Below are 26,740 nucleotides of genomic sequence, written 5' to 3' on the forward strand. Positions count from 1 at the left end.
CTTGCGGATCATGCGGATAAGCCGGAGAGATCGGGACGGGCTGTGCGGAAAACCGAACGATGAAGGCCGACCTCGCCGATCTCAACGCCTTCCTCGCGGTCGCGAAGGCGCGCGGTTTCCGCGACGCGGCGCGCGGCACCGGATCGGGCGCGTCGACGCTGAGCGAGGCGGTGCGCCGGCTCGAGGCGCGGCTCGGCGTGCGGCTGCTCCACCGCACCACGCGCAGCGTCACCCCGACCGAGGCGGGGATGCGGCTGATCGAGCGGCTGGCGCCGGCGCTCGGCGAGGTCGCGGCGGCGCTCGACGTCGTCGACCGCTATCGCGACCGGCCGGCGGGGACGCTCCGGCTCAACGTGCCGGTCAGCGCGGCGCGGCTGGTGCTGCCGGCGATCCTGCCCGGCTTCCTCGCCGCCTATCCCGATATCGAGGTGGAGATCGTCGCCGAGGACGGCTTCGTCGACATGATCGCCTCGGGCTGCGACGCCGGCATCCGCTATGACGAGCGGCTCGAACAGGATATGATCGCGGTGCCGATCGGGCCGCGCGTCCAGCGTTTCGCCACCGCCGCGGCGCCCGCCTATCTCGCGGCGCGCGGCCGGCCGGCGCATCCGCGCGATCTGCTCGACCATCGCTGCCTGACCGCCCGTTTCACCAGCGGCGCGCTGACCAGCCCGTGGGAGTTCGAGCGCGCCGGCGAGATCGTGCGGGTCACGCCGCAGGGGCCGCTGATCGCCAGCGTCGCCGGAGCGGTCGATCTGCTCGTCGACGTCGCGATCGCGGGCGGCGGCATCCTGCATCTGTTCGAGGACTGGCTGCGCCCGGCGCTCGCCACCGGCGCGCTGGAGGCGGTGCTGCCCGACTGGTGGCAGTCCTTTTCGGGGCCGTTCCTCTATTATTCGGGCCGTCGCCTCGTCCCGCCGCCCCTACGCGCCTTTCTCGACTTTGTGCGGGAAGGGCCCCCGGCCTAGCTCACCCCCGCACCCCGGCGAGCAGGCGCGCGGTGGCGCCGCTCTTCACCTGCAACTGGCGGCCGTAGCGCAGCGCGGTCGACGGCGACGACCAGCGCAGGGTGAGCGCGATGCCGGTGCCGTCCTCGCCCGCGGCGAACAGGTCCTGCGTCAGCCCGACGCGCAGCGAGTGCGTCGACAGCGCGGCGACGCGCGCCTCGACCTCGCCGGCGGGCAGGTCGACCAGCCCCGCCGCCACCGCCGCGCGCGCGAGCCGGCGGTAGATGCCGGTGACGCCCTGGCGGGTGAGCGGCTGCGACCCGATCGTATAGGTGATCAGCCGCGCCGCATCGGCGGTGTTGCTCTCGCCCCAGCGCGCATCTGCCTGCTCCTTCGACCGCTGCCGCCGGCGGTCGACGCCGACGCGGCGGAACAGCACGCCCGCGGCGATCGCCGCGTCGCTGCGCCAGGCGGCGACGCGGCGCATCGTATCCGCCGACAGCCACGCCCAGGCGCCGAGCCCGTCCTGATCGGTCTTCGAGCGCGGCAGGTGGAGCAGGCCGCTGCCGTCGGGCTGCGCGCGCAGGTCGCGCACGTCGATCGCGGTGAGCTCGCCGACGCGCAGGCCGGCGTCGTAACCGAGGCTGAGCAGCGCCGCGTCGCGCCGGCCCTGCACGTCGCTGCCGCAGGCGTCGAGCAGCGCGGCGATGGTGAACCCGCCCGTCGCGCCGAGCGCCCCGCCGAAGCGCAGCGGTGCCGCCTGCCGCTGCGCCGCGCCATGCCGCCGGCGGTGCGCCCGCAGCGCATGGCGCACCATCGGCGCGGCGGTCGGCAGCGCCTCGGCGCGCAGCCCGAGCAGACGGTGGACGGTGGCGAGGCTGGCGATCCGCCGCGCGAGCGTCGCCGGCTTGCGCCCGTCCGCCTCGAGCGCGCGGAGATAGCGGACGAGATCCTCGGGATCGGCCGGACAGGCGGGGCGGCGCTCGCCCGCGCACCAGTCGAGCCAGCAGTCGAGGTCGGCGGCGAGCGCCAGTTTCGACGCCTCCGCCATCGCCTCGAGCGCCACCTCGACGCCGATGCCGCTGACCGCCGGCCAGTCGACCGGCGCGGCGCGGCCGAGCGCGGCGATGAGCCGGGCCGCCGGCGTGACGCCGCTGTCGTCGCGACGGCGCTGCGGCAGCGCACCGGCGGGTCGGATCGTCAGCAGGGTCATGGCGGTCCTGTATTTGGCGATAAGCGTTCTGTTGTTACCATAAGCCACGATTATGGTAAGTGGCAATACGGAAGATGGCAGAGGGCAGGGGGCGTGTCACACGCACGTCATTGCGTCATGTACGTTCGTATTTGTCCCACGACATGTCGCGAGATATATATGCAAACAATAGCCATAGCAGCGACGAGGTTTTCCGATGACCGTGCAGGTCAACATCACGCCCAACGGACGCATGAGCCTGCCGGCGGACATCCGCAAGCGGCTCGGACTCGTCGATGGCGGCGCGGTCTATCTCGACGAGACTGCCGACGGCGTCGTGCTGCGCACCGTGTCGCAGATCGTGGCGCAGGCGCAGGCGCTGGCCCGGCCGTATCGCGATACGCCCGGCGCCAGCGTCGAGGACTTCCTCGCCAGCCGTGCCGGCGAGTCGGGCGAGTGACGGTGGTGCTCGACGCCTCGGCCCTGCTCGCGATGCTGCGCGGCGAGGCCGGGGCCAAGAAGGTCGAGGGCGCGCTCGCGGGCAGCCGCATGTCGGTGGTCAACATGGCCGAGGTCGCGTCGCATTACATCAAGCTCGGCATGCCCGACGACGCGGTCGACCGCTTGCTGCGGCCGCTGCCGATCGACCTCGTCCCCGCCGACATCGATCTGGCGCGCGAGGCGGGGCGGCTGCGCATCCATACCGTCACCGGCGGCCTGTCGCTCGGCGACCGCTTCTGCCTCGCGCTCGCCAAACGCGACGGCCTGCCGGCCTGGACCGCCGACCGCCAGTGGAAGACGATCGCCGATGCGGCGGGGGTCAAGGTGGTGGCGATCCGGTAGGGGCGTCGGGCGCCGGGATGGCGCGGGCACCGATGTCCGGATCCCGACCCGATGGCCGGGATCCGACGTGACCAAGCGCGGGCCCGGCGAACTCAGAAGCGCGCGCGGTCGGTGAGGGCGAAGGTGCGCTGGGACTGGATCGACGCGACCGGCGATGCCGCGGCGGCGCTGCGCCACCATATCGGCTGCAGCGACCTCGTCGTCGTCAGCCGGCGGCTCGACAGCCCGTCGCTGCTCGACATGCGCCGCATCGCCGGCGAGCTGATCGTGCGACCGGGCAAGCCGATCCTCGCGGTGCCGCAAGGCTGCCCGCGGCTCGCGCTCGACCGGGTGCTGCTCGTCTGGGACGGATCGCCCGGTGTGGTCGCCGCGATGCAGGCCGCGACACCGATCCTCGCGCAGGCGACGGCGACGACGATCCTAACGGTCGCGGACGGTCGCGCCGGACTGCCCGCCGAGGATGCCGCGACCTATAGCTCCCGCCACGGCGTCGCTGCGCGGATCGAGCCATGGCAATCCTCACAGGGGTGCACGGCGCAGACGCTGCTCACCGCGATCGCCGCGCGCGCGCCCGACCGCGTCGTCATGGGCGGCTTCGGCCATTCCCGTCTCGAGGAGGCGCTGCTCGGCGGCGTGACACGGACGATGCTCGACGAAAGCCCGGTGCCGGTCCTCTTCGCGTATTGACGCGCGCCAGGCGAGCAGCGCCTCGGGCGGCTCGACCGGGGCTATCCCCATCGGAACGCCAACCTCCATGGGGCGGGCGGGGCCAAGTTCGAATCGGCCGAGACGCTGCTGGCGGGGGAGACTCCATCGGCCTCCGTCGGGTTGCGCAAGTAACGTCCGGTTCCAATTGCCGGCAGGTCTACGATCACCCAAAATTGATCCGCGTTGCGAAGCTCTCCGGCGATTGACAAACGACCGATTCGGCACCATTATCGCGCGAGTCGAAGAGCTTGCATAGATCGCTCGTCGTAAGATCATTTAATATCGTATACCGTTCAGGCTCTCGGCTGTGCAGCAGGGAGGATGGTCGTGTCATTCATTGCTATGATCGCCGATATCCTGTGCGTGATCTGGCTCCTTGAGCTTGTGATCGTTATCCTGTCCGGACTGTATTCGTGGAGACGATCCCAATACATCGACAGGAAGAACATGCACGTCTGGTCTGCGCCGGAGAGCAGATCACGCGACCTTCGGCCAGTTAAACGATAATTCCACTCTCCGATCCGCGTCCAAGATCATCCTGTCGGCACGTATCGATCCATGGAAAGGATGGATTATGTCCGTGTTCATCGAATATGGAGAGTCGCCGCGGGTGTGGGTCGATGATGGCCACGTCTTTCTGGAGGCGAGCGACGGCCGCAGGGTCCGGATGAAGCCGGAGGTGGCGATCAAGCTCGGTCGATCGCTCGAGGCGTGCGGCACCGAATCGTTCATCAACAAGGTGCTGGATGGCAATGCCGCGCCGACGGACTTTCCGGCGCCGAAGTAACGCCCCGGTCGATCCGCGCGAAAGCGCGACCTCGATCTGCCCCCTCCGACGACCTCGTCGAATGCCAGCAGTCGCCGCACCGGACCGACTTGCCCGCGCCGTCGGCGCGCTCACCATCGATCCGTCGCCGCGCCCTCCGCGAAGGCGCAGCCCGATACCCGCAGAGCCATCGGACTGCGCCCCCCTGGAATGCCCGGCGGCCTTAGCTGCCCGGCATCCGAGCCAGTGATGCAAGAACCAGGGGTGGATCGGTGCGTTCGGCAAGGGCATCGGCCGGCAGATCCCGGACTCGGGTGTTGGCCCGCACCATATCGCGCATCTCCTCTTCGTCTTCCGCGAAGAACAGCTGCGCCTCGATTTGCCGTCCCGACGCGATACCCGCCGGCAGGCTGGCGAGCCCGTTCAGTTTCGATGCGGCGTTCAGCGCGGCTTGGTCGATCTGCCGGTTGCCGGACTTGCGGCAGAACCAGACGCTCCGCAAACTTCCGTCCGCGTTCATAGTGAAGCGGACGTGCGCGAAGCCATACAGGCGTTCGGTCGGGCTCATCGCGACCGGATAGCGCATCGCATCGTTGATCCTGCGCGAAAGCTGCGCCGCCCAGAGCTGGACGGTGGCCGGCGCGGTGACATGGATATCGGTGGGTCGCTTCTTCGCTTCGGCGACCGGGAACAGAACAGACATTATGACGATCGCTGTGAGGAACAGTCGTTTCATGTTTCGATCTCCCACTGCCAGGTGATCGGCCATCAGACACGTGCGTAAACCTGCGGGCGTTTGCCGCATGGTCGCTTTGGTCGATGAGGGAAACGTGGTCTGCGGTCGCGCTTCGACTCGCCGCGAAATTGTGCCGGAACGGGCCAAATGTCAAGATAAAGCGTGTGCGTTGAACCACTTGCCCGGTCGACGATCGTCCGCCGCGGCGCGCGTCGCCGGACGACGGACGGCAGCCATCGCCGGCGTGTCGCGTTACACGGTCATGACGAACGTTCCGGCCTCCCTGCACCTCGCGGCGATCGCCTCGCTGTCGCTGGCGGTGGCCTGCGCGATCACCATCGCGCTCGATGTCTGGCGGCACCCGCCCAAGATGGCGGTGATGGCGCTGGTCTGGCCGCTGACCGCGCTGTTCGGCAGCCTGGTGTGGCTGGCGATCTATTATCGCTGGGGACGCGCGACGCGGCAGGACGAGGACACGCCCTTCGCCGTCTCGGTGCTCAAGGGGGCGAGCCATTGCGGGGCCGGCTGCACGCTCGGTGACATCGTCGCCGAGGGACTCGCGCTCGCGGTGCCGGCGGTGGCGGTCTGGTTCGGCTATGGCACGCTGTTCGGCACGCGCATGGTCGCGCTCTGGATCCCCGACTTTCTGTTCGCCTTCCTGTTCGGCATCGGCTTTCAATATTGGAGCATCGTGCCGATGCGGCAGCTGTCGCCGGGCGAGGGCATCAGGGCCGCGCTCAAGGCGGACGTGCTGTCGATCGGCGCGTGGCAAATCGGCATGTACGGCGGCATGGCGCTGATCCAGTTCCTGTGGTTCGCGCCGCAGTTCGGCGGCCTCGCCGAACCCGGCCAGCCGGAGTTCTGGATGGCGATGCAAATCGCGATGCTCGCCGGTTTCTGTACCAGTTATCCGATGAACTGGCTGCTGGTGCGAAACGGCGTCAAGGAGGCGATGTAGCGCGCGCGTCGATTATTCCGTCGCGGAGCCGGCATTTGCCGGCACGCCGCTGACGTTGCGAAATGTTAACCTTGGTTGACAGACGGCGACGCGGTCCCGAGGATAGCCGCACCCCTGCCGTGGCTGCAAAGCGGCCGCTTTGATCCCGTCACCGGAGTCCTCCATGATCGTCATCATCGCGCTCGGCGTCTCGATCCTCGTCGCGGCATGGCTGACCGTCAGCCCGTTCGCGCGATCGGATGGCTGGCGCGCGACGGTGACGCCGCTCGCGTCGATCATCGGTTCGGGCTTCCTGATCTGCGGGCCGTTGCTGGCGCGCGAGTTCGGCGGCGCGGCGCTCCTCGCGATGGCGGCGCTGCTGGCGATCGCTTATGCCGCCGGATGGGTGATCCGCTTCAACATCCGCCATGTCGAGGATCATCTGGCGACCGCCCCCTTCGCCGATCCGATCGCCTGGACGGCGCGCATCACCCAGGGCGTGCTCGCCCTCGCCTATGCGGTGTCGGTCGCTTATTACCTGAAGCTGCTGGCGGAATTCTCGCTCAAGCCGATCGCGGTCGATCCGGCCTGGCAACCGGTGATCGCCAATATCGTCGTCACGGTGCTGATCGCGGCGATGACGCTGCTCGCGCTCGGCGGCGATCTGCGCAAGGTCGAGCATGTCGCGCACGGCACGGTGTCGATCAAGATCGGCATCATCGCCGGCCTGCTGGTGGCGCTCGCCATCGCCTGGGTGACGGGCGGCGCGGTCCAGCCGCTGCCGCCGGCGCGGGTGGGCTGGGCCAGCCTGCCGATGCTGCTCGGCCTGATCATCACGGTGCAGGGGTTCGAGACGTCGCGCTACCTCGGCCACGATTATCCCGCCGAGCTGCGGATCCGGACGATGCGCCATGCGCAATGGATCGCCTCCGCCATCTATCTCGCCTTCATCGCGCTGCTCACCCCCTTCCTGTCGCGCGCGGCGCAGACCGAGGGGGTGGCGGGGATCCTCGACATCATGCAGCTGATCGCTCCGGCGCTCGGCGCCTTCGTGCTCGCCGGCGCGGTATCGAGCCAGCTCAGCGCGGCGGTCGCCGATTCGATCGGCGCGGGCGGGCTGATCAACGAAGTGTCGCGACGCCGCGTGCCCGTGCCCTTGGCCTTCGCGCTCGCCGGTATGCTGGCGATCGGCGTCGTCTGGCTGACCGATCCGTTCCAGGTGGTGGCGCTGTCGTCGCGGGCGTTCGCCCTGTTCTACGCGCTGCAATGCGCGCTGGCCTTCGCGGTGGCGCGGCGCAACGGCGTCGGCGACTGGCGTCACCGCTGCGGCTTCGTCGCCATCGGCCTGATCTGCCTCACCGCGGTCGCGGTCGGCGCGCCGGCCGAAAGCTGACCCCCCTCCCGACGCGCATGCAGGATTCACAGTCGCCGATGACCTCCCCCACCCTTCCCGCCGACCGGCATGCGGCCGCCGGACAGCTCGGCCGCCTCGCGCTCTATCGCTGGTGGCGCACGTCGGTGGTCGGCCGCGTCGACCATGAGGCGGTGCTGGCGCGCGTCATCGAGGAGAGCGGCTGGAGCCCGCGTTTCGCCTTCATGACGATGATGTCGGCCGGCATCGCCGAACTGGGGCTGCTGCTGTCGTCGCCGGCGGTGGTGATCGGCGCGATGCTGATCTCGCCGCTGATGAACCCGATCCTCGGCTTCGGCTTCAGCCTCGCGCTGTTCGATTTCCGCGAGCTCAGGCGATCGCTCAAGGCGCTGGCGATCGGCTCGGCGGTGGCGATCGCGTTCACCGCGCTGCTCGTCCTCGCCTCGCCGCTGCAGGCGCCGACCGCCGAGATCGTCGCGCGGACGCGCCCCAATCTGTTCGACCTCGCCGTCGCGCTGTTCGCCGCGCTCGCCGGCACCTTCGCGATCATCCGCGGGCGCGGCGACACGATCGTCGGCGTCGCGATCGCGACCGCACTGATGCCGCCGCTCGCGGTGGTCGGCTATGGCATCGCCACGCGCAACGCACCGGTCGGCATGGGCGCCTTCGCGCTGTTCGTGACCAACTTCATCACCATCGCGCTGTCGGCGACGGTGATGGCGCGCTTCTACGGCTTCGGCCATCATCTGTCGCGGCGCCAGGGCTGGATGCAGACCATCGTGCTGACCCTGGTCTTCATCGGCATGGCGATCCCGCTCGGCATCTCGCTCAACCGGATCGGCCGCGAGGCGCTGGCGACGTCGCAGACCCGCTCCTTGCTGTCGGAACGGTTCGGCGAGGCGGCGCGCGTGACCCAGCTCGACATCGACTTCACCGCCGAGCCGATCGTCGTGCGCGCGGTCGTCATCACCCCGCGCCGCGCGATGCAGAAGACCAGCGCGATCCAGGCGGCGCTGGCGACGGCGCTCGCGCGGCCGGTGCGCCTCAACCTCGACCAGATCCTGCTCGGCGCCGGGGCGGACGCGCTGGCAGCGCAGCGCGAGGAGCTGCGCCAGGCGGGCGAGGCGACCAACAGCGCCGCGCAGCGGGTGACCGATCTGGCGAACGGCATCGCGCTGATCACCGGCATCACCCCCGATGCGGTGACGATCGACCGCGACCATCATCGCGCGGTCGCGGCCGCCGCCCCGCTGCCCGGCGCGAGCGTCGCGACCTATCGCACGCTCGAACGGCGCGCGGCCGAGCAAAGCGACGACTGGGACGTCGCGATCGTCCCGCCGCAGGGACCGCTGCCGCCGATCGCCTTCGCCGACGGCGCCGACACGCTCGACGCGGCGGCGAGCGACGCCGTCGCCACCTCGGCCTGGGCGGCGCACCGCTGGAACGTCTCGGCGCTGACCGTGCCGGGCCTGCCCGCCGGCATGCCGCCCGAGGCGCCGACGCTCAGCCAGCGGCGCGCCCTCGCCGTCGCCGCGCTGTTGCGGCAGCAGGGCATCGCGACCGAGCCCGCCCCCGCCGCGGGCCGGCAGTTCGCGTTGACGCCGGTGGCGGGGGGCGGCCGATGAGCGGCGATATCGGCCTCACCGACCTCGGCACGCTGCTCGTCGTCGCCTCGCTCGTCGCGATGGTGTCGCGGCGGATCGGGCTGCCCTATACGGCCGGTCTGGTGCTCGCCGGGATCGGCCTTGCCTATTCGCCGGTCGGCGCCGCGCTGCCGCTGTCGCGCGAGCTGATCTTCAACGTCTTCCTGCCGCCGCTGATCTTCGAGGCGGCGATGCAGCTGCGCTGGTCGCGCTTCCGCCGGGAGATGCCGCTGACCCTGGTGCTCGCCTTCTTCGGCGTCGCGGTCAGCGCGGCGGTGGTCGCGGGCGGCATGCACCTGCTGCTCGGCTGGAGCCTGCTCGGCGCGGCCTTCTTCGGCGTGCTGATCGCGGCGACTGATCCGGTCTCGGTGATCGCCGCCTTCAAGGAGATGAAGGCCGAGCCGCGGCTCAGCATGGTGGTCGAATCCGAAAGCCTGCTCAACGACGGCGTCGCCGCGGTCGGTTTCGCGATCCTCATCGGCATCGCCAATGGCGAGGCGCTGACCGCATCGGGCGCCGCGCTCGCGCTGCTGTGGACGGTCGCCGGCGGTCTGGTGATCGGCGCGGCGATCGGCATCGGCGTGCTGACCCTCGCCGGCCGGACGACGGACCATCTGGTCGAGGTGACGCTGACCACCGTCGTCGCCTGGGGATCGTTCCTGCTCGCCGAACATGTCCACGCCTCGGGCGTGTTCGCGGCGCTGGCGGCGGGGCTGATCGTCGGCAACGTCGGGCCGCGCGGTTCGATCTCGGTCGCGGGTCGTCAGCATGTGCAGGATTTCTGGGCCTATGCCGCCTTCCTCGCCAATTCCTGCCTGTTCCTGCTGATCGGCAGCCACGAGGCGCATCAGCCGATCGCGCTGGTCTCGCTGCCGCTGGTCGTCGCGATCGTCCTGACGCTGGTCGGCCGTGCGGCCGCGGTCTACCCGCTGGCGCTGCCGTTCGCCCGATCGGGGCTGCGGCTGCCCGCGACCTATCAGCATGTGCTGGTGTGGGGCGGATTGCGCGGCGCGGTCGGCCTCGCGCTGGCGCTGGCGGTGCCGGCGAGCGTCGCCGAGCGCGGCGAGATCGTCGTCGTCACCTTCGGCGTCGTCGCCTTCTCGATCTTCGCGCAGGGGCTGACGATGCCGCGGCTGCTGCGGCACTGGCGGTTGACCGGGTCGGACGAGGCGGAGCATTGACCGGCCGCGGCATCGCGCCGGCGACGGGCGACCGGCCGTGACGCGACGGCGGCGCGCGATCCGGTTGCCGACGCCGAAGCGCCGTCAGCGCTTCGGCAAGGCGTACGCCAGCGTATAGTCACCGTAGCGCGTCCCCAGCGCGCCATGGCCCCCCGCGGTGATCACGACATATTGCCGCCCGTCGCGCCCGCGATAGGTCATCGGCGTCGCCTGCGCGCCCGCCGGCAGCCGCGCCTTCCACACTACCTTGCCGCTATTGAGGTCGAAGGCGCGCAGATATTGGTCGGTGGTCGCGCCGATGAAGGCAAGGCCGCCCGCGGTGATGATCGAGCCGCCGAGATTGGGCACGCCGGTCTTGATCGGCACGCCGAGATGCGATCCGAACAGGCCGGTGTCGCGCGCCGTCCCCAGCACCTTGCGCCACACCACCTTGCGCGTGCCGAGATCGACCGCGGTGAGATGCCCCCAAGGCGGCGCGACGCAGGGCGCGCCGAAGATGCCGACCCAGGCCTTCACTACCGCGACATAGGGGGTGTTGTACTGCGTCTGGAGCTGCGCCTGCATGGCATTCTCGCCGCCCTGCTTCTGCTTCATCAGCGACGCGACGCGCGGATCGTCGCGGCGCATCAGCCAGAGCTTGAACGGCATCTCCATCGTGTTGACCGTCATGATGCCGCGCACCGGATCGACCGCCGCGCCGCCCCAGTCGGTGACGCCGTCGAAGGCGGGATGGCCGATGATCGGCTTCAGCCCCATCGGCTGATAGATGCCCGTGCCCTGCGCCCGCCGGATGTCGATCCGGCAGAAGAGCTGGTCGATCGGCGTCGCGCCCCAGGTGGCGACCTCGGTCGGCGCGGGCGGGGTGAAGCTCGGCATGCCGGTCGAGAAGGGCTGGGTCGGCGAGACGCGCACGCCCGGCGTCGCGCCGTCGGTGCGCACCGGCCGTTCGGTGATCGCGGCGATCGGCGCGCCGGTCAGGCGGTTGAGGAAGAACACCTGCCCCATCTTGCTGGTCTGGATCAGCGCCGGGATCACCTGCCCATCGGGGGCGCGATAGTCGAACAGCGACGGGCCGATCGGCAGGTCCATGTCCCACATGTCGCGGTGGACGAGCTGCCGCGTCCAGCGCAGCTTGCCGGTCGCGACGTCGAGCGCGACGATCGACGAGCCGAAGCGATCGTCGAACGGCCGGCGATAGCCGATCCAGTAATCGGGCGAGGCATTGCCCGTGCCGAGGTAGACGAGGCCGTTGGCGGCATCGGCGGTGATCGCGCCCCAGACGTTGGGCGTGCCGCGCGTATAGGTCTGCCCCGCGGGCAGCGGCGCGATCGCGTCCGGCGAGCGGCCGACGTCCCACGCCCAGACCGGCGCGCCCGACACCGGATCATAGGCGCGCACCACGCCCGACGGAATGTCGCGGTTGACGTTGTCGATGATCCGCTCGCCGATGATCAGCCGATTGTTGACGACGACCGGCGGCGTGGTGCCGATCTGATCCGAGGGCTTCGACGTCCCCATATTGGCGCGCAGGTCGATCGCGCCGCCCTGCGCGAAGCTCGGGCAGGGCCGCCCGCTGTCGGCGTCGAGCGCCACCAGACGCGCGTTGAAGGTCGGCGCGAAGATGCGGTGCGGGCACGGCGTCCCCGCCGGCGCCTCGAAATAGGTGACGCCGCGGCAGACCAGATAATTGTTGCCGGCGATCGGCGCATCCTCGTGCCAGCTCCACTTGGTCTTGCCGGTGGTGGCGTCGATCGCCTGGACGAAGGAATGCGGCGTGCAGGTGTAGAGCGTGTCGCCGATATGGATCGGCGTCGCCTCGGAATGATATTCGCGCTTGTGCTCCTGCGTCTCGGCCGCCACCGGCAGGTCGCCGGTGCGCTGCGTCCAGGCGAGCTCGAGCCGGCCGACGTTCTGCGGCGTGATATCGGCGAGCGCGGAATAGCGCCGGCCCGACAGCGTGCCGCCATAATCGCGCCAGTCGCCGTCCGCCTCGCCGGTCGGGGCGGCGGGAAGGGTGGCGCCGCCCGCGCCCTGCGCCCCTGCCCCCGCGCCATGCAGCACGACCCCGCCGATGCCGAGCGCGAGCAGCATCGCGGTCGTCGCGGCCACCGCGCGCCGATCGGGCCGCCACGCCCGCGGGCGCCAGCCGGTGAGCAGCACCAGCACCAGCAGCACGGTCGGCGCGACCAGCCTGGGCACGAGCTGCAGACCGTCCAGCCCGACTTCCCACACGGCCCAGATCAGTGTGCCGAGCCAGATCGCGCCGAACAGCCAGCGGCCCGACCGCGGCGCACGGCCGAGCAACGCGCCGCTGGCGATCATCGCCAGCCCGGCGACCAAATAATAGAGCGACCCGCCGAGCGAGGCGAGCACGCCACCGGCCACGGCGAAGAAACCGCCGAGAATGGCCAGGCACCAAGCGAGCGCCAGTCTGTACAGCCGAGCCATGCCTTGCGTCCTTCCGCCCGTTTGGCGGTCAACGTCCGAACTTGGCAGAAGTTACGCGATGGCGACCCGGACCGTCCCAAGACACGGACATACGGCCCGCGCCCGCGTCAGGCACGTTCGATACGCCGTCGTGCCGGACGGCGACCGGGTAACAGGATGCTAAATTCTGGCCGCTACCGTCGCCGGCATGTTGTCGTCTCTCTCAGCACGGATCGCCGCGATCGGCCTCGTCGTCCTGATCGCCCTGGCCTCGCTGGCCGGCCTGCTTGTCGATGCGTCCCGGCAGACCAGCCAGAGCTTCGAATGGGCCGGCCATTCGGCCGAGGTGATCGAGACGACCGAGGCGGCGCTCGGCGATCTGCGCGAGGCGGAATCGGGCCAGCGCGGCTTCATCATCACGCGCAATCCCGCTTATGCCCGGTCGTTCGCCGAACGGGTGGAAAGCTCGGCGCGCAATATCGCGGTCGCGGTCCGGCAGACCGCCGACAACCCGCTGCAACATGCCAGGGCGCGCGAGATCGCGACGCTGATGGCGCAGCGCGCCGTCTTCCTGCGCCAGCCGCTGGTCCTCGCGCGGCGCGGCGATTTCGCCGGCGCGGTCGCCATCGTCGCCAGCGGGCGCGGGCGTGAGCTGATGGATGCGATCAGCGTCCGCGCCACCGGCTTCCTCGACGAGGAGCGCGCCTTGCAGACGAGCCGGCAGGATGCGGCGGACCGGCGGCTCGCCGGCGGGCGGCGGCTCGCGATCATCGGCGCGGTCGTCGTCGCGCTGCTCGTCGTCGGCAGCTTCGCGCTGCTGATCCGCGGCATCCGCCGGCCGCTGGCGACGATGATGCGTGCCATGACCGCCCTGGGCGGCGGCGAGCAGGACGCGCGTATCGAGGGGCGGATGGGGTCCGAGGAGTTCGACCGGCTGGCCCGCGGCTATAACGCGATGGCGGAGCGGCTGAGGACCGCCGTCGCCGACCGGGCGGACAGCGAGCGGCAGTTGCAGACCGCCAATGCCGAACTGCACCGCAACAGCGAGACGCTGCGCGAACGCGGCTCGGTGATCGAGCTGCTCGGCGGCATGTCGCATCGCATGCAGGCCGCCCGCACCGACGACGAACTGGCGCAGATCATCAAGGTCTTCGTGCCGCGCGTGCTGCCCAACCTGCCCGGCGCCCTCTACGCGCACAACAATTCGCGCAACTGCCTGGTGCCGATCGCCAGCTGGGGCGGCACCGCCGTCGCGGCCGAGGGCTTCGCGCCGGAACGCTGCTGGGCGTTGCGCCGCGGGCAGAGCCATTCGGTCGTCGAAGCGGGTCGCGACATCGTCTGCGGTCATGTCGGCGCGGACGAACTCTATCATTGCGAGCCGCTGCTCGCGGGCGGTGAGGTGATCGGCGTGCTCTACCTGCAGGGCCGGATCGAGGACGAGAATCGTTTCCGCATGGCCGTGCTGACCGAGAATATCGCCTCGGCGCTGGTCAACCATCGCCTGCAGCGCTCGCTGCGCGAGCAGACGATCCGCGATCCGCTCACCGGCCTGTTCAACCGCCGCTACATGGAAGAGACGCTCAAGCTGGAGATCGCGCGCGCCGCCCGCGCCGGTACGCCGCTCAGCCTCGTCATGTGCGACATCGACCATTTCAAGCGGTTCAACGACGAATTCGGCCATGATGCCGGCGATGCGGTGTTGCAGCATGTCGCCGCGGAGATGCGCGGCCGCTTCCGCGACGGCGACGTCGTCTGCCGCTTCGGCGGCGAGGAATTCACCATCATCGCCCCCGGCACGACCGCCGATGCGCTGGCCGGCCGCGTCGAGATCGTCCGGCGCGCGATCGCCGAGCTGAGCGTCCGGCACGGCAGCCGCAGCCTCGGCTCGACCAGCATGTCGTTCGGCATCGCGACCTGGTCGGAGCCGATGGCGCGGGACGGCTCGACGCTGATCCAGGCCGCCGACGTCGCGCTCTACCAGTCCAAGCGCGAGGGCCGGAACCGCGCGACGATCAGCCTCGTCGCGGCCTGACGGCGGCGGGACGACCGCCATTGCGACGGACGCGTCGGGGTTCGCCCGCTATCGGCGGCGCTGCGCCAGCGTCCGCGCGATCTCCTGTTCGGTGGCGACATGCTCCTCGATGATGCAGCACAGGTGGAGGTCGGTGATCGCGCGATCGGACAGCACGCGCGCCTGCGCGGTGTTGAGCCCGTCGGATGCCTTGGCGACCATCTCGTCCCGGGTCGCGTGCGGATGCGGCGCATGCCAGGCATAGCTGCCGGTGGTCGCGACGACCTTGCCCGCGGCGTCGACGATCGATCCGACCGCATTGGTCGCCTTGCGGTTGACGACGTTCATGATCGCGCCCGCCTGCCCCTCGAAATCGAACTCGAGATAGCAGACCCCGATCGTCGTCCCCTCGAAACGGACGGGCGCGACGAAGATCAGCACCTTGCGGTCGTTCGACCAGGGGTTTTGCCAGATCTCGTCGGTCATCCATTCGACCGCGGCGGGTGCGGCCATCGCGCGCTGGAATTGCGGATAGCCGCTGAAATCGACGTCGCGCACCGCCGCATTGGCATGCGCACAGACCGCGACGCGGCCGTCGCTGTTGACGGCGAAGGCGTTGAGAAAATAGGGCGAACACCCCAGCAACGTGCGCAGCCGGTCGAGCGCGCGCGCCGCGACGCGCGGCGCGGCCGGGTCGACCAGCAGCGCCTCGACCAGCGAATAATCGGTCGCGAGCATGCGGATGTCGATCGAACGATCGTATAGCGTGCGGCCCAACGTATCCGCGATCGACTGGGCGAGGTCCGCCAGCCGCCCGCCCTCCATGTCGCTGGCCAGTTCGTCCGCCAGCGCGGTCCCCGTCGCGAGATAGCCGAGCACCTCGTCGCGGAAGCTCATCGCCGCGGTGCGCGCCGAGCCGGCGAGCGATTTCACCTCCTGCGCGACGATCGAGAAGCCACGGCCGGCCTCGCCCGCGCGCGCCGCCTCGATCGTCGCGTTGAGCGCGAGCAGGTTGGTGCGGCTGGCGATGTCTTCGGCCTGTTGGGCATGGGCCAGCACTTCGCCGCTGAGCGAATGAAGCAGGGAACGGATCCGGCGCGGCATCGATGGCTTTCGTGAACAGTTTGCCGCCGGTACCGCGTATTTACCATAACATCTAGGGCCGTATCGGGCTTTTTCAGCGATTTAGATTAAAGGCCTGGGCGTCGCGGGGCGCACGGATGCCTGCATCGATCGTCTCAGGCGCGCCGTGTGGCGCCAGATCGCTGATGGCGGCCGGTGCGCTATGCCGGCGTGACGGCGCTCGCGCTGCCGAGCGTCGCGATGGCGATCATCGTCCGGTAAGGGGCGAGCCGTCGCCGCCACGATACAGCAGCCGGACCCGCGCCCTATGGCCCAGGCTGCGGTCCGACAGGGGCGGCTGGAACGCCATCGCCCCGGGCGACAGGAGAAGCGCCCGCCGGTCGACGGTAGCCGCGGCGGGCGGATGGTCGACCGGATAGACGGAGCGGACATATCGGCTGGCACATCCCCCGGTCAGGTCGGACACGCCGATCATCGGCCAGGCGAGGACGGATGCCTGCGCCTTGCCCGTCGAGACGATCGTCTTGCGCAGATGATAACTTGTTTGCATAGGTGCACATACTTCGGAACAGTCGGGCAGCGCGGGCCATGCGCGCCGGTATCGATGCCAATGAGGGGATTGCATGATGGTGAAGGGTCGTAACCTGACCAAGGCGGCGCTTTCGGTGGCCATGTGCCTCGGGGCGGCAGGATCGATGGCGACATCCTCCCTGGCGCAGAGCGCGCAGGGGCATCCGCAATGGCCCGGCAAGGGCGACCTGTTCGTCGGCACCAACTACCAACCCGTCGACCGCTCGACGGCACAGATCCGGCAGGACATTGCGGTGATGAAGCAGGCGGGCTTCAACGTGGTGCGGATGGGCGATCTGTCGTGGGACGCGTTCGAGCCGCAGGAAGGCCAGTTCACCTTCGAGTGGTTCGACGCGATCCTCGATCAGATGCAGGCGGCGGGCATCCGCGTCGTGCTCGACATTCCCGGCGAGCCGGCGCCGACCTGGCTGCACAAACATTATCCCGGCGTCGACATCGTCGACCAGAACGGCACCCGGCTGAACGCCGCCACCCGGTACTGGGACAATATCAGCGATCCGGATTACCGCCGCCTGGCGAAACGCCTCGCCGACCGGATGCTGCAACGCTACGCCAAGCATCCGGCGGTGATCGCGATCGGCTATGACAATGAGATCGGCAACGGTCGCATGTCCTATTCCGCCGCGGATCGCGATCGGTTCGTCGCCTGGCTGCAGCAGCGCTACGGCACGATCGCGGCGCTGAACAAGGCGTGGGCGACGCAACGCTGGTCGCGGCGCATCAACGACTGGTCGGAGGTCGATCTCCCCTATGAGCGGGGGCCGGGGCCCAACGAACGCTATCTCGACCTGCGCCGCTATTGGTCGGACGACACCTTGGGTGCGCTCAAGGATCTGGAGGCGGTGCGCAAGCAACGCGCGCCTGATGTCCCGGTCCTGTCCAACCTCTGGCCTTATGCCGGCCAGAAGGGGTTCGACTTCCTGCGTTCGTGGGACGAGATCTCGACCTATGGCGCGCTCGGCTTCTATCCCGGCGATCCGGCCGATGCGGCGGTCGACGTGATGTTCAACCGCGCCGGCCATACGACGCCGGTCTGGTTCAACGAATTCACCGCGGGCGGGGGCGGCTATTACGGCACGCCGGGCCGGTCCCGCATGTGGGCCTATTTCGGCCTGCTTTATTACTCCCAGGCCTTCCTCGCCTGGACGTTCAATTCGCATCTCGGCGGCGAGGAGCAGGCGCTGTTCGGACTGATCGATCATGACGATCGGCCGTCCTGGAAGGTGGGCGAGTTCGCACGCATTGCCGCCGAGATGAAGACGCTGAAGAATCTGGGGTTCCCGCGCACGGGCCGGCCGGACGTGGCGGTCGCCTATTCCTATCAGACCAATTGGCTGGTCAATCCGCCGCCCGGTCCCAACACCATGCAGGAATATTACAAGGCCGATTACCGCAAGCAGGTCGGCAACGCCTATTTCCCGTTCTTCCGCGACAATATCGACGCGGCGACGATCGACGTCGGCCATGATCGGCTCGACACCTACAAGCTGATCGTGATGCCGACCGCCTATCTGGTCGATCGGCCGACCTCCGATGCGATCCGGGCCTATGTCAAGAATGGCGGCACCGTCGTGATGACCGGCTATTCGGCGAAAGTCGATGCGACGGGCAAGTGGTTCGACACGCCCCTGCCCGGCGGGCTGACCGACGTCTTCGGCCTGCGGACCAACGCCTTCTACCGCGCCGACACGCCGTTGACGGTGCAGTTCGGCACCGCGACGCTGACCGGCAGCGACCCCTATTATGAGGTGCTCGAACCGTCGACCGCACAGGTGCTCGCCCGCTTCACCAACACGGGCAATCCGTCCCCGGCGATCACCGTCAACCGTTATGGCAAGGGGCGGGCGATCTATCTCGCCACGGCGGCGCAGCCCGAATTCATCCAGCCGTTGATCCGCTCGCTCTACCCCTCGGTCGGGATCACGCCCGGGCCGGTGACGCCCGACGGCGTCTCCGCGCGGATCGTGGACGGCCGGACGCTCTATGTGAACACCACGGCCAAGCCGGCAAAGGTGACCATCAATGGCCGCCGGACCGACGCCCTCACCGGTCGCACCGCGACCGGCACGGTCGAACTCGAACCCTATGGCGTCGCGCTGATGCACTAGCCTGGCGCCCGGCGGCATTTGACACTGCCGGACGGGCATCGCAAGGCGCGCTCCGGTCAGCATTGGGAGAGCGCATGCGCGACGGTCTGAAAGCGTCCTACGCCGCGCCGGCTGTCGAAAAGGCCTTCGAGATACTGGAGATGCTGCGCCGCCAACCCGGCGGCGCGCTGGTCAGCGAGATGGCGGTGCTGCTCGGCCGTTCGGTCGGCGAGTTGTTCCGCATCGTCGTGGTGCTGGAGAAGATGGGCTATCTGCAGAAATCCAGTGCCGACGACCGCTATTCCGTCTCGTATAAATTGCTGGACCTCGCCTTCCACGCCACGCCGGCGCAGGATGTCGTCGCGGCCGCGCGTCCGTTCATGCGGCAATTGGCGAGCGAGGCCGCCCAGTCGTGCCATCTCGTCGTCGTGAACGGCGCCAAGGGTCTGGTCATTCACCGCGAGGAGAATCCGGGTACGCGGGGCTTTTCGCTGCGGCTGGGCGCCGAGGTCGATCTGATGACGAGTTGCTCGGGACAGGTGCTGCTGGCCTTCACCACGGAAGACCAGCGCGCCAGTCTGCTGCATGCGATCGGCTATGAGGCCTATGCGTCGAACGTGGCCCGGCTGGCCGCGGTGCGCAAGCGGGGGTACGAGCAGCGCAAGAGCGCGATCACGGGCGGCGTGACCGATATCAGCTTTCCGATATGCGGCCGCGACGGGTTCGTGGCGGCGGCACTCACCATCCCGTTCCTGGGTCAGATCGGCGGATCGCAGGCGGCCGAGCTGATCGCGGCGCGCGCGCTGCTGAAGGAGGCGGCGGCAGCGACGTCGATCGCGCTCGGTCACCGCCCCGCCTGAAACCGCGCCGGCTGCGATCGCCCGCGACGGTGCGGTCACGGCGTGGGAGCGCTCAGCCGGTCCGTTCCCCCGACAGGAAGCCCGCATGGGTCGGCATCGCCTCGGCTCCCCTCTGCATCAGCGCGTGCATCCGGCGGAGCGCTGCGCGGGCCTCCCCCGGCGGCACCAGGTCGGCGTGTCGACCCGCTGCGTCTGCTTGTAATGCAGGATGACGAAGTCGCGCACCGCCTCGGTCTACGGCGGCATCGGCCGGCTGCGTCGTCGATCCGGCCGGCCTATCCTGTGCCGCCTGCGCCGCGACGGGTGCCCCCGCCAGCGCCACCGCGTTCGCGAGCGCCGACTTGGCCACCATGATGTGATCGTTACCCCTCGTTGCCCTCTCCCGTCGCCCGCATGACGCGGATCGTTGCCCGACGGCGTATCATGAGCCTTCACATGTGAAAATGAATATTCGTATATGGTTATTGATGACAGCGGCTCGCCGATGACCCTTGCGTCCATGGCCAAGCCCTGCGATGACAGCAGAGGTCACATATGAAAATCAATTCTCATGAATGGCCGAGGCGAAATGGCGGGCCGGATAGGCTACCGTCTCATGCGTGCGCGGCGGATCGATAGCGGCCTTCGCAGCCGACAAGGGAGGATGACGAGGTGAAGATCAGCAAGCGCGAAATGCTCGGGGGCGTGGTGGGGACGACGGTGGCGGCTGCCGGCGCCGGCCGTGCCGTGGCCCAGGCGATGCCGGCCATCGCACCGGGGCCGTTCCAGCCGACGACGACATCGCTCAGCGCCTATGATACGCCCGCCTGGTTCCGCGATGCCAAGTTCGGCATCTGGGCGCATTGGGGGCCGCAGGCGGTACCCGGCCAGGGCGACTGGTACGCCCGCTTCATGTATACGCCCGGCCACCCGCATTACGACCATCACGTCAAGACCTACGGCCACCCTTCGGAGAAGGGCTATAAGGACATCATTCCGCTGTGGACGGCGGACAAGTTCGACCCGGAGGCGCTGGTTGCGCGCTATCGCGCCGCGGGTGCGCGCTACATCGTCTCGATGGGCGTGCATCACGACAATTTCGATCTGTGGCGATCCCGGCATCATCGCTGGAATGCCACGGTGATGGGGCCGAAGCGCGACATCGTCGGCGAGTTGCAGGCGGCGGCCAAGCGTCACGGCTTGCGCTTCGGCGTGTCGGAACATCTGGGGGCGAGCTACACCTGGTGGTATCCCAACCATCTGTACGATCAGTTCTGGCCGAAACTGGGGGTCAGCTACGACGGCGCCGATCCCCGCTACGCCGATCTCTACCACGACAATCGCGACGAACCGTTCATCAACACGCCGGCGTCCTGGTATACCCGGAACGCGGCCTATCAGGCGCACTGGCTCAAGCGGATCCGCGATCTGATCGACAGCTACAAGCCCGATCTGCTCTATTCGGACGGCGGGTTGCCGTTCGGCGACATCGGGCGGCAGATGCTGGCGCATTACTATAACGGCGGCTCGAAGCGCGGCACCGTCGACGTCGTCTACACCTGCAAGAATCTCGGCTCGGGGGAATTCAGCGACGCCTGGTCGACGCAGGACGTCGAGCGCGGCGCGCTGACCGGGATCAACCCCAAGCCATGGCAGACCGACACTTCGAACGGCGACTGGTTCTACAAGCAGGACGACACCTACAAGACGGCGGCGCAGGTGATCGCGACGCTCGCCGATGTCGTCAGCAAGAACGGCAATCTGCTGCTCAACGTCGTGTTGCTCGGCGACGGCAGCCTTCCCCCGCAGTCCGAGCAATTGCTGGATGATCTTGCCGCGTGGATGACGGTCAACGGCGAGGCGATCCACGGCACGCGGCCCTGGACGCGGTTCGGCGAAGGGCCGACACAGGGGACCGAGGGCGCCTTTTCGGAAAAGGCCGATTATGTGGATGGCGACATCCGCTTCACCACGCGCGGCAAGACCCTCTATGCCATCACGCTGACCGAGCCCAAGACCCGCCTTGTCGTGACGGCGCTGCGCAGCGGGGCGGACGGTCGGTCCGACACCGTCCGCGCCGTGCGCCTGCTCGGCCACAAGGGGGCGCTTTCCTATCGTCAGACCGCGGAGGGTCTGGTCGTCGACCTGCCCGCCACCTTGCCGTCACGCCATGCCAGCGTGGTGGCGATGACGCTTGCCTGATCGGTCGCCCCACCATGACGCCACGGCGGCGGCGGCGGCGGCGGCGCCGGCGCCGGCAGCGGCGGCCTTGGCGCCTATGATCCGTCGGCCGATTCGGGGCTGGTGATGCAGGCGCAATATCGCGCGATCCAGACCGATTTCTATTCGACGCAGGGCGACCTGTCGGTGACGCGCAAGCTCGATACCGGCTTCGGCACGCACGACATCCGGGTCGGCAGCTACGGCTCGCTGTGGGGCCAGACGATGTTCACCGCCTATCAAAACTATCTGATCCAGGTGAAATCGCAGCCCCGCGTGCTCGACCTCGCCGCCTATGCGGCGAGCGGCGCGGTGCCGGGCTATGTCACCGACCATGGGTCGCTCAACGATGCGGTGTCGCTCAATGCCGGCAAAGTCGATGGCCAGCTGATCGCGCTCTATGGCACCGACAGCTGGGACATCACCGACCGGCTGCGCCTCGACGCGGGCTTCCGCCACGAATGGTATAGCTACAGCGGCTATGACCGGCTGACCGGGGCGTATAACCTCGGCGATCCGACGACGCTGGCCGACAACAATACCCGCGGCTTCACGGGCGCGATCGGCACGCTGCGCCTCAAGCAGCAGGCGACCAACTGGACGGTCGGCGGCAATTACGATCTCAGCCGCCATATCGGCATGTATCTGCGCGCGTCGCAGCTCGACGTGCCGCAGAACACCACCATCGCCTTCACCTACCCCACCCCCGCGGTGGTTCCGACCAAGGCCAAGCTGTACGAGGCGGGCGTCAAGCTCGCTGCGGGTGGATCCTATCTGTACGTCACCGGCTTCTACACCAAGTTCGATCCGCTGAACGCCAGCTTCGCCGGCTTCAACCCGGCGACCGGCCGCGCCGATGTGACCACCACCTTCATCGGCACCGCCGAAACCAAGGGCATGGAGGCCGACGGTCGCCTGCGCCTGCCCGGCCCCTTCTCGCTCGCCGGGTCGGTGACCGTCCAGAACCCGCGCTACCTCAACTTCAGCAGCAACACCGGCCTCGACGGCAGCCGCGCCAACGGCAAGCAGATCGTCCGCGAGCCCAGGCTGTTCCTCAACGTGCGCCCGACCGCCGATGTCGCTTTCGGCGCCACCAAGGTCAGCCTCTACGGTCGCTACGATTATGTCGGCCGCCGCTACACCGACTTCTTCAATTCCACCGCGCTGCCGGCCTACGGGTCGTTCGGCCTCGGCGGGATCGTCTCGGATGGCGTCTGGCAGGTGCAGGTCGTCGGCGACAATATCACCAACGCGCACGGCTTTACCGAGGGCAATACGGCGGGCGACCGGTTCGGCCAGGGCGTGCCGACCGCGATCTTCGGCCGCCCCCTGTTCGGCCGCAACGTGCGGCTGATCGTCAGCCGCTCCTGGTGAGCCCGCGCTGACCGTGATCGCGCCGGAGAGGGTAGCCGACCGGGCCCTTTCTCCCATCCCCGTCTCCTGTGAAAGCCTGCCATGTATCGTCCGCTTCTCGCCGTCGCCGTTGCGGCGCTCGCGCCCTCCACCGTACAAGCGGCCCCCGCCGATGCCCTGCGCCGTCTCGCCGACCCCGATGGCGGCCTGATCGTCATCGCGCATCGCGGCTGCCACGAAGCCGCGCCGCTCCACGCTTTGGGGAGCAAGCCGGAAAACTCAATCGCGGCGCTGCGCCAGTGCGTCGTTCTCGGTGCCGACGTGATGGAGACCGACGTGCGTCGCAGCCGCGACGGCCATCTCGTCATCCTGCACGACGACAGCGTCGACCGGACCACGAACGGCACCGGCAAGGTCGCCGACCTCAGCCTCGCGCAGTTGCAGGCGCTACGGCTGCGTCAGGACGAGGGCGGCGCGACGGCGGCGCTCACCGACCAGACGATCCCGACCCTCGACGACCTGCTCGCGCTGGCGAAGGACCGCATCGTCCTCAACCTCGACGTCAAGGACATGATCTACGGCGAGGTCGTCGATGCGGTGCATCGCGCCGGCGCGCAGGACCGGGTGATCGTCAAGACCTTCGCCGGCGTCGCCTCGGTCCCGCTGGCGACGATCCCGCCCTATGACCGCGTGCCCTTCGCCGTCATCCCGATCACCGCCGATCCGGCGGCGGGCGATGTGCCGCAGATCATCGCCAGCCAGATGCGGGGGCGGATCAGGCCGATCGCGGTCGAACTGCCGATCGTGCCGCTGACGACGCTGCCCGTGATCATGAGCCGTGCGAAAGCACTCGGCGTGCCGGTCTGGATCAACACGCTGTTCAAGGGCTTCGTGACGGGCATGGGCGGCGACCCCGAAGCCCGGCAGGACCCCGCCGCAATCTGGGGGCGCCTCGCGGCTATGGGCGTGCGCCTGATCCAGACCGATGCCGTCGAAGCGCTGCTGCGCTATCGTGAACTCCGCCGACGGGCGCCGCAGAGCATCGGGCGCAACGATCGGGGTCACGCCCCCCTCCCGCGCCCGTAGCCGATCCGCTACGGGTGGCGCGATGGCCAGAAAGAAGCGCTACCTGACCGCGACGATGGCCGACGGCTATGTGAAGACGATCGGTCCCACCGCCGCGCCATTCACCCATTACTGGCGGATCGTCGCGCATCTGCATAACGGCAAGACGGAGGTATTCTGGGGCCACACGACCTCGATCAAGGAAGCCGCCGGCAAGGAAGCGCTGACGCAGCAGGCGGCCAAACGACACGGATGGAAAGGCTTCGATTTCGAGGTCGTCGAACTTAGCGAACAGTGACGCATCCGACGCTACCCGTGGACGGATGGCATGACCATCACGGCCTTGGCGTCACGGAAACAAAGGGGCCGAACGCCGCCAGGCCCTCATATCCCACCCTCAGCCGACGGAAGCCGCGCCGCCCTGGATCCTGGATCGAGCCGACAGGAACGGGCCGTCCGGGCGCCGCTCCGCCGCAAAGTGCTGCAGACCGACGGGCTCCGGCATGGCGACGTACAGCGCCTCCACGCCGCCCCTGGCGTGATAGGTTTCGTGCCAGAATCCTGCCCCTGCCGACAGTGCGCGGACATCGCGCCACCAGTCGGCGTGCGGCCCGCCGCGCGTGAAGCGCTCCAGACTATCCATATCCTGCCAATATTGGCGGAAGCCGAAGTGGGTCAGGCTGAACATCATGCCTTCATGCGCCAGCAGACCGTCAGGCCGGTTGCGGGCGATGGCATGCAGGCCCGGTCCGATCCGGCGCAGCGCGCGCAGGCCGCGCCATCCCTTCACCCGGAAGCCGAGCAGGATCATGACGAGATCGGGATAGGCCGAAAGATCGACCGATTGGCGGTTGATCGACGCTTGCATTGTCGGGCTCCCTGTCGTGTACATCGTACACATAGGCTATCGGTGTACGATGTAAACATGGGCGATCCGAAATCCGTCGATCTACCGGCGCGTCTCGTTGCGGCTGCGCTGTCCGCGCTCGAGCGGGGCGAAGACATCGGCCTGCGCGCCGTCGCGCGCGATGCCGGCGTGTCCGCGATGGCACCCTACCGACATTTCCGTGACAAAGCGGCGCTGTTGGCCGCGGTGGCGATGCGGGGCTTTGTCGACCTCAAGACCGCGCTGCTCGCGGCCGATGCGCAGCGCGACGCACGCGCCGCACTGATCGCGCAAGGCGAAGCCTATCTCGCCTTCGCCCGCGCCCGTCCGGCCCTGTTCCGCCTGATGTTCTCCGGGCACGATTGTGGCCCGCCCCCCGTCGAGGACAATGCCTATGGGGTCATGGTACGGCGCGTCCGACAGCTCGCGCCGGCCGATCCGGACGCCGCCACGCTCGCCTGCTGGTCGGCCGTGCACGGCATGGCGACGCTCGCGCTCGACGGTGGCTTACCGCCCGGAGACGCTCGGCTCGAACATGCCGCGCTGTCGCTCGTCGTGGCCGGCCTGGCTCCCCCGGACCCTGGTTGAGCGGTAAGGGTCGTTCGCGGCAGTCCGCGCACTATCCAGCTTCACCCATCCGTTCACCCCGAGGCTGACAGCGCACGGCGCATGATCAATTCATGGATAACAGGAATGGAAGGCAGGTAGCGGCGGCGGACCTTGCCCGATACCGCCGCCTCTCCCGAAGAGGCTGATAAGACAGGACTGTCCGGGCTTGGGCGAAAGCGGAACGTCCGCTTCGCAGCGGCGTGATGTCGCTCCGCTCATCCGTCAGGCGCCACCGATCGATGGCGCGGCGGTTCGTTTCGCCTATACTGCATCGCAACCCCAAGGCGCGTTCGCCAGCTCGCGGGCCAGATGGTCGATGAGCGCCTGCACCCGCAGCGGCCGCAACGGACTGGGCGGCATGACGAGATGGAGGCCCAGCGGCGTCACCGTCCAGTCCGGCATCGCGACCGCCAGCTGGCCGTCGCGCAATTCGCGCCAGATCAGGAATTCGGGCTGGATCGCAAGGCCCTGCCCGGCGACGAGCGCCGGGTTGAGCAGATCGGCATTGTCGGTCCAGACCCGCACCGGCGGTTCGACCGCCTCTTCCCCGAAGGTCGGGTGCGTGAAGCGCCACATCCGGGAGGCACCGCCCGTATAGGCGAGCGCGCGATGCCGGCCGAGCTCGGCCGGATGCGTCGGCATGCCGTGGCGATCGAGATAGGCGGGCGAGGCCACCAGCAGCAGCCGGACCGGGCAGAGCCGGCGCGACAGCAGCGACGAATCGTCGAGGCTGGCGATCCGCAGCGCGACATCGAAGCCTTCCGCCACCAGGTCGACCTTGCGATCGCTCAGCGCGAAATCAACGGTGATCTCGGGATAGGCGTCGAGGAACGCCGGCAGCGTCGCGCCGAGATAGGCGATGCCGAACGACAGCGGCGCGCTGATCCGCACGCGCCCGCGCGGCACGTTGGATTGCTCGCCGGCTTCGTCCTCGACCGCCTCGCCCTCGCTGAGGATGCGCGTCGCGCGGTCGAGCGCGGCACGGCCCGCATCGGTGAGCGCGATGCGGCGCGACGTGCGCGCGATCAGCGTGAGGCCCAGCCGCGCCTCCAGCCGGGCGATCGCCTTCGACACGGTGGGATCGGACATGCCCATCGCGCGCGCCGCACCCGAGAAGGAGCCGTGTTCGGCGACCCTGGCGAAGATCGCCCAGGCTTCGAGGTCGGGAAGACGCTTCACCATTTCCGGCAAGGATGAGATGCCAAGCTTGCCGTTTCGTCAAGTGGGATCGAGGCGCATCTTGC

General features: G+C 68.8%; 25 protein-coding genes. 17 read left to right on the forward strand and 8 right to left on the reverse strand.

The genetic code is table 11. From position 1 onward, the window contains the following. Positions 1 to 59 precede the first annotated feature (59 nt). On the forward strand, positions 60 to 968 hold the full coding sequence (locus PBN85_RS17600; protein WP_271301058.1) for a LysR substrate-binding domain-containing protein: 909 nt from the start codon (positions 60 to 62) through the stop codon (positions 966 to 968). 1 nt (position 969) lies between these two features. Here PBN85_RS17600 and PBN85_RS17605 read toward each other — a convergent pair whose 3' ends face one another. Beyond that, a complete protein-coding gene (locus PBN85_RS17605; RefSeq protein WP_037535392.1) occupies positions 970 to 2,160 on the reverse strand; it encodes a tyrosine-type recombinase/integrase in 1,191 nt (396 codons plus the stop codon). A 196-nt stretch (positions 2,161 to 2,356) separates the two neighbouring features. Between PBN85_RS17605 and PBN85_RS17610 the strand changes: the two genes are divergently transcribed. The 4 genes from PBN85_RS17610 to PBN85_RS17625 all read left to right on the forward strand — a co-directional run bounded on the left by PBN85_RS17610 (position 2,357) and on the right by PBN85_RS17625 (position 4,477). Then, positions 2,357 to 2,599: an AbrB/MazE/SpoVT family DNA-binding domain-containing protein gene (locus tag PBN85_RS17610; protein WP_037535391.1), complete on the forward strand. Its 243-nt coding sequence runs from the start codon at positions 2,357 to 2,359 to the stop codon at positions 2,597 to 2,599. Continuing rightward, complete coding sequence (locus tag PBN85_RS17615) at positions 2,596 to 2,982, forward strand: type II toxin-antitoxin system VapC family toxin (RefSeq protein WP_037535390.1); 387 nt, start codon at positions 2,596 to 2,598, stop codon at positions 2,980 to 2,982. The genes PBN85_RS17610 and PBN85_RS17615 overlap by 4 nt, the downstream gene beginning before the upstream one ends. A gap of 111 nt (positions 2,983 to 3,093) precedes the next feature. Continuing rightward, positions 3,094 to 3,669, forward strand: a complete 576-nt coding sequence (locus PBN85_RS17620) for a universal stress protein (RefSeq protein WP_271301059.1) — start codon at positions 3,094 to 3,096, stop codon at positions 3,667 to 3,669. A gap of 595 nt (positions 3,670 to 4,264) precedes the next feature. Further along, positions 4,265 to 4,477, forward strand: a complete 213-nt coding sequence (locus tag PBN85_RS17625; RefSeq protein WP_271301060.1) for a hypothetical protein — start codon at positions 4,265 to 4,267, stop codon at positions 4,475 to 4,477. 202 nt (positions 4,478 to 4,679) lie between these two features. Here PBN85_RS17625 and PBN85_RS17630 read toward each other — a convergent pair whose 3' ends face one another. Beyond that, positions 4,680 to 5,192, reverse strand: a complete 513-nt coding sequence (locus PBN85_RS17630) for an energy transducer TonB family protein (protein ID WP_271301061.1) — start codon at positions 5,190 to 5,192, stop codon at positions 4,680 to 4,682. A gap of 262 nt (positions 5,193 to 5,454) precedes the next feature. Here PBN85_RS17630 and PBN85_RS17635 point away from each other — a divergent pair, with 262 nt between their 5' ends. The 4 genes from PBN85_RS17635 (at position 5,455) to PBN85_RS17650 (ending at position 10,325) form a co-directional block, all read left to right on the forward strand. Continuing rightward, a complete protein-coding gene (locus PBN85_RS17635; RefSeq protein ID WP_271301062.1) occupies positions 5,455 to 6,150 on the forward strand; it encodes a DUF4396 domain-containing protein in 696 nt (231 codons plus the stop codon). 163 nt (positions 6,151 to 6,313) lie between these two features. Next, positions 6,314 to 7,522 (forward strand): hypothetical protein, encoded by a 1,209-nt coding sequence (locus PBN85_RS17640; RefSeq protein WP_271301063.1) that lies wholly within the window; start codon positions 6,314 to 6,316, stop codon positions 7,520 to 7,522. Between the two features lie 38 nt (positions 7,523 to 7,560). After that, positions 7,561 to 9,126 carry a DUF389 domain-containing protein gene (locus PBN85_RS17645; RefSeq protein WP_271301064.1) on the forward strand — a complete coding sequence of 522 codons (1,566 nt, stop codon included), beginning with the start codon at positions 7,561 to 7,563 and terminating at the stop codon, positions 9,124 to 9,126. Then, positions 9,123 to 10,325, forward strand: coding sequence for a cation:proton antiporter (locus tag PBN85_RS17650; protein WP_271301065.1), 1,203 nt, complete (start codon positions 9,123 to 9,125; stop codon positions 10,323 to 10,325). Before PBN85_RS17645 ends, PBN85_RS17650 begins: the two co-directional genes overlap by 4 nt. An 84-nt stretch (positions 10,326 to 10,409) precedes the next feature. Here the strand turns inward: PBN85_RS17650 and PBN85_RS17655 are convergent, their stop codons facing one another. After that, the gene (locus PBN85_RS17655; RefSeq protein WP_271301066.1) at positions 10,410 to 12,773 is read right to left on the reverse strand and encodes a membrane-bound PQQ-dependent dehydrogenase, glucose/quinate/shikimate family; all 2,364 of its coding nucleotides are present in this window, start codon (positions 12,771 to 12,773) and stop codon (positions 10,410 to 10,412) included. A 187-nt stretch (positions 12,774 to 12,960) separates the two neighbouring features. Here PBN85_RS17655 and PBN85_RS17660 point away from each other — a divergent pair, with 187 nt between their 5' ends. After that, a complete protein-coding gene (locus tag PBN85_RS17660) occupies positions 12,961 to 14,784 on the forward strand; it encodes a diguanylate cyclase (protein ID WP_271301067.1) in 1,824 nt (607 codons plus the stop codon). Between the two features lie 48 nt (positions 14,785 to 14,832). Here the strand turns inward: PBN85_RS17660 and PBN85_RS17665 are convergent, their stop codons facing one another. Then, entirely contained in the window at positions 14,833 to 15,867 is a 1,035-nt protein-coding gene (locus tag PBN85_RS17665; protein WP_037535080.1) for a cache domain-containing protein, read from the reverse strand. Positions 15,868 to 16,093: 226 nt separating this feature from the next. After that, positions 16,094 to 16,396, reverse strand: a complete 303-nt coding sequence (locus PBN85_RS17670) for a hypothetical protein (RefSeq protein WP_271301068.1) — start codon at positions 16,394 to 16,396, stop codon at positions 16,094 to 16,096. A gap of 145 nt (positions 16,397 to 16,541) precedes the next feature. Between PBN85_RS17670 and PBN85_RS17675 the strand changes: the two genes are divergently transcribed. Then, positions 16,542 to 18,545, forward strand: a complete 2,004-nt coding sequence (locus tag PBN85_RS17675; RefSeq protein ID WP_271301069.1) for a beta-galactosidase — start codon at positions 16,542 to 16,544, stop codon at positions 18,543 to 18,545. A gap of 74 nt (positions 18,546 to 18,619) precedes the next feature. After that, positions 18,620 to 19,384: an IclR family transcriptional regulator gene (locus PBN85_RS17680; protein ID WP_271301070.1), complete on the forward strand. Its 765-nt coding sequence runs from the start codon at positions 18,620 to 18,622 to the stop codon at positions 19,382 to 19,384. A gap of 52 nt (positions 19,385 to 19,436) precedes the next feature. Here the strand turns inward: PBN85_RS17680 and PBN85_RS17685 are convergent, their stop codons facing one another. Continuing rightward, positions 19,437 to 19,736 (reverse strand): hypothetical protein, encoded by a 300-nt coding sequence (locus PBN85_RS17685; RefSeq protein ID WP_271301071.1) that lies wholly within the window; start codon positions 19,734 to 19,736, stop codon positions 19,437 to 19,439. A gap of 320 nt (positions 19,737 to 20,056) precedes the next feature. On the opposite strand from PBN85_RS17685, the gene PBN85_RS17690 reads away from it, so the two are divergent. The 4 genes from PBN85_RS17690 (at position 20,057) to PBN85_RS17705 (ending at position 24,299) form a co-directional block, all read left to right on the forward strand. Beyond that, positions 20,057 to 21,565, forward strand: a complete 1,509-nt coding sequence (locus tag PBN85_RS17690; RefSeq protein WP_037535092.1) for an alpha-L-fucosidase — start codon at positions 20,057 to 20,059, stop codon at positions 21,563 to 21,565. 105 nt (positions 21,566 to 21,670) lie between these two features. Next, complete coding sequence (locus PBN85_RS17695) at positions 21,671 to 22,957, forward strand: TonB-dependent receptor domain-containing protein (RefSeq protein WP_271301084.1); 1,287 nt, start codon at positions 21,671 to 21,673, stop codon at positions 22,955 to 22,957. 81 nt (positions 22,958 to 23,038) lie between these two features. After that, complete coding sequence (locus tag PBN85_RS17700) at positions 23,039 to 24,022, forward strand: glycerophosphodiester phosphodiesterase family protein (RefSeq protein WP_271301072.1); 984 nt, start codon at positions 23,039 to 23,041, stop codon at positions 24,020 to 24,022. Between the two features lie 22 nt (positions 24,023 to 24,044). Continuing rightward, the gene (locus PBN85_RS17705; protein ID WP_271301073.1) at positions 24,045 to 24,299 is read left to right on the forward strand and encodes a hypothetical protein; all 255 of its coding nucleotides are present in this window, start codon (positions 24,045 to 24,047) and stop codon (positions 24,297 to 24,299) included. 99 nt (positions 24,300 to 24,398) lie between these two features. On the opposite strand, the gene PBN85_RS17710 is transcribed toward PBN85_RS17705, so the two are convergent. Continuing rightward, positions 24,399 to 24,869, reverse strand: a complete 471-nt coding sequence (locus tag PBN85_RS17710) for a monooxygenase family protein (RefSeq protein WP_271301074.1) — start codon at positions 24,867 to 24,869, stop codon at positions 24,399 to 24,401. A gap of 57 nt (positions 24,870 to 24,926) precedes the next feature. On the opposite strand from PBN85_RS17710, the gene PBN85_RS17715 reads away from it, so the two are divergent. After that, positions 24,927 to 25,475 (forward strand): TetR/AcrR family transcriptional regulator, encoded by a 549-nt coding sequence (locus PBN85_RS17715; RefSeq protein ID WP_037535073.1) that lies wholly within the window; start codon positions 24,927 to 24,929, stop codon positions 25,473 to 25,475. 282 nt (positions 25,476 to 25,757) lie between these two features. Here the strand turns inward: PBN85_RS17715 and PBN85_RS17720 are convergent, their stop codons facing one another. Next, the gene (locus PBN85_RS17720; RefSeq protein ID WP_037535090.1) at positions 25,758 to 26,675 is read right to left on the reverse strand and encodes a LysR family transcriptional regulator; all 918 of its coding nucleotides are present in this window, start codon (positions 26,673 to 26,675) and stop codon (positions 25,758 to 25,760) included. Between the last annotated feature and the right edge of the window lie 65 nt (positions 26,676 to 26,740).

The sequence above is a fragment of the Sphingomonas sp. CV7422 genome, assembly GCF_027945725.1.
In the GTDB taxonomy this organism is placed as follows: Bacteria; Pseudomonadota; Alphaproteobacteria; order Sphingomonadales; family Sphingomonadaceae; genus Sphingomonas; species Sphingomonas kyungheensis.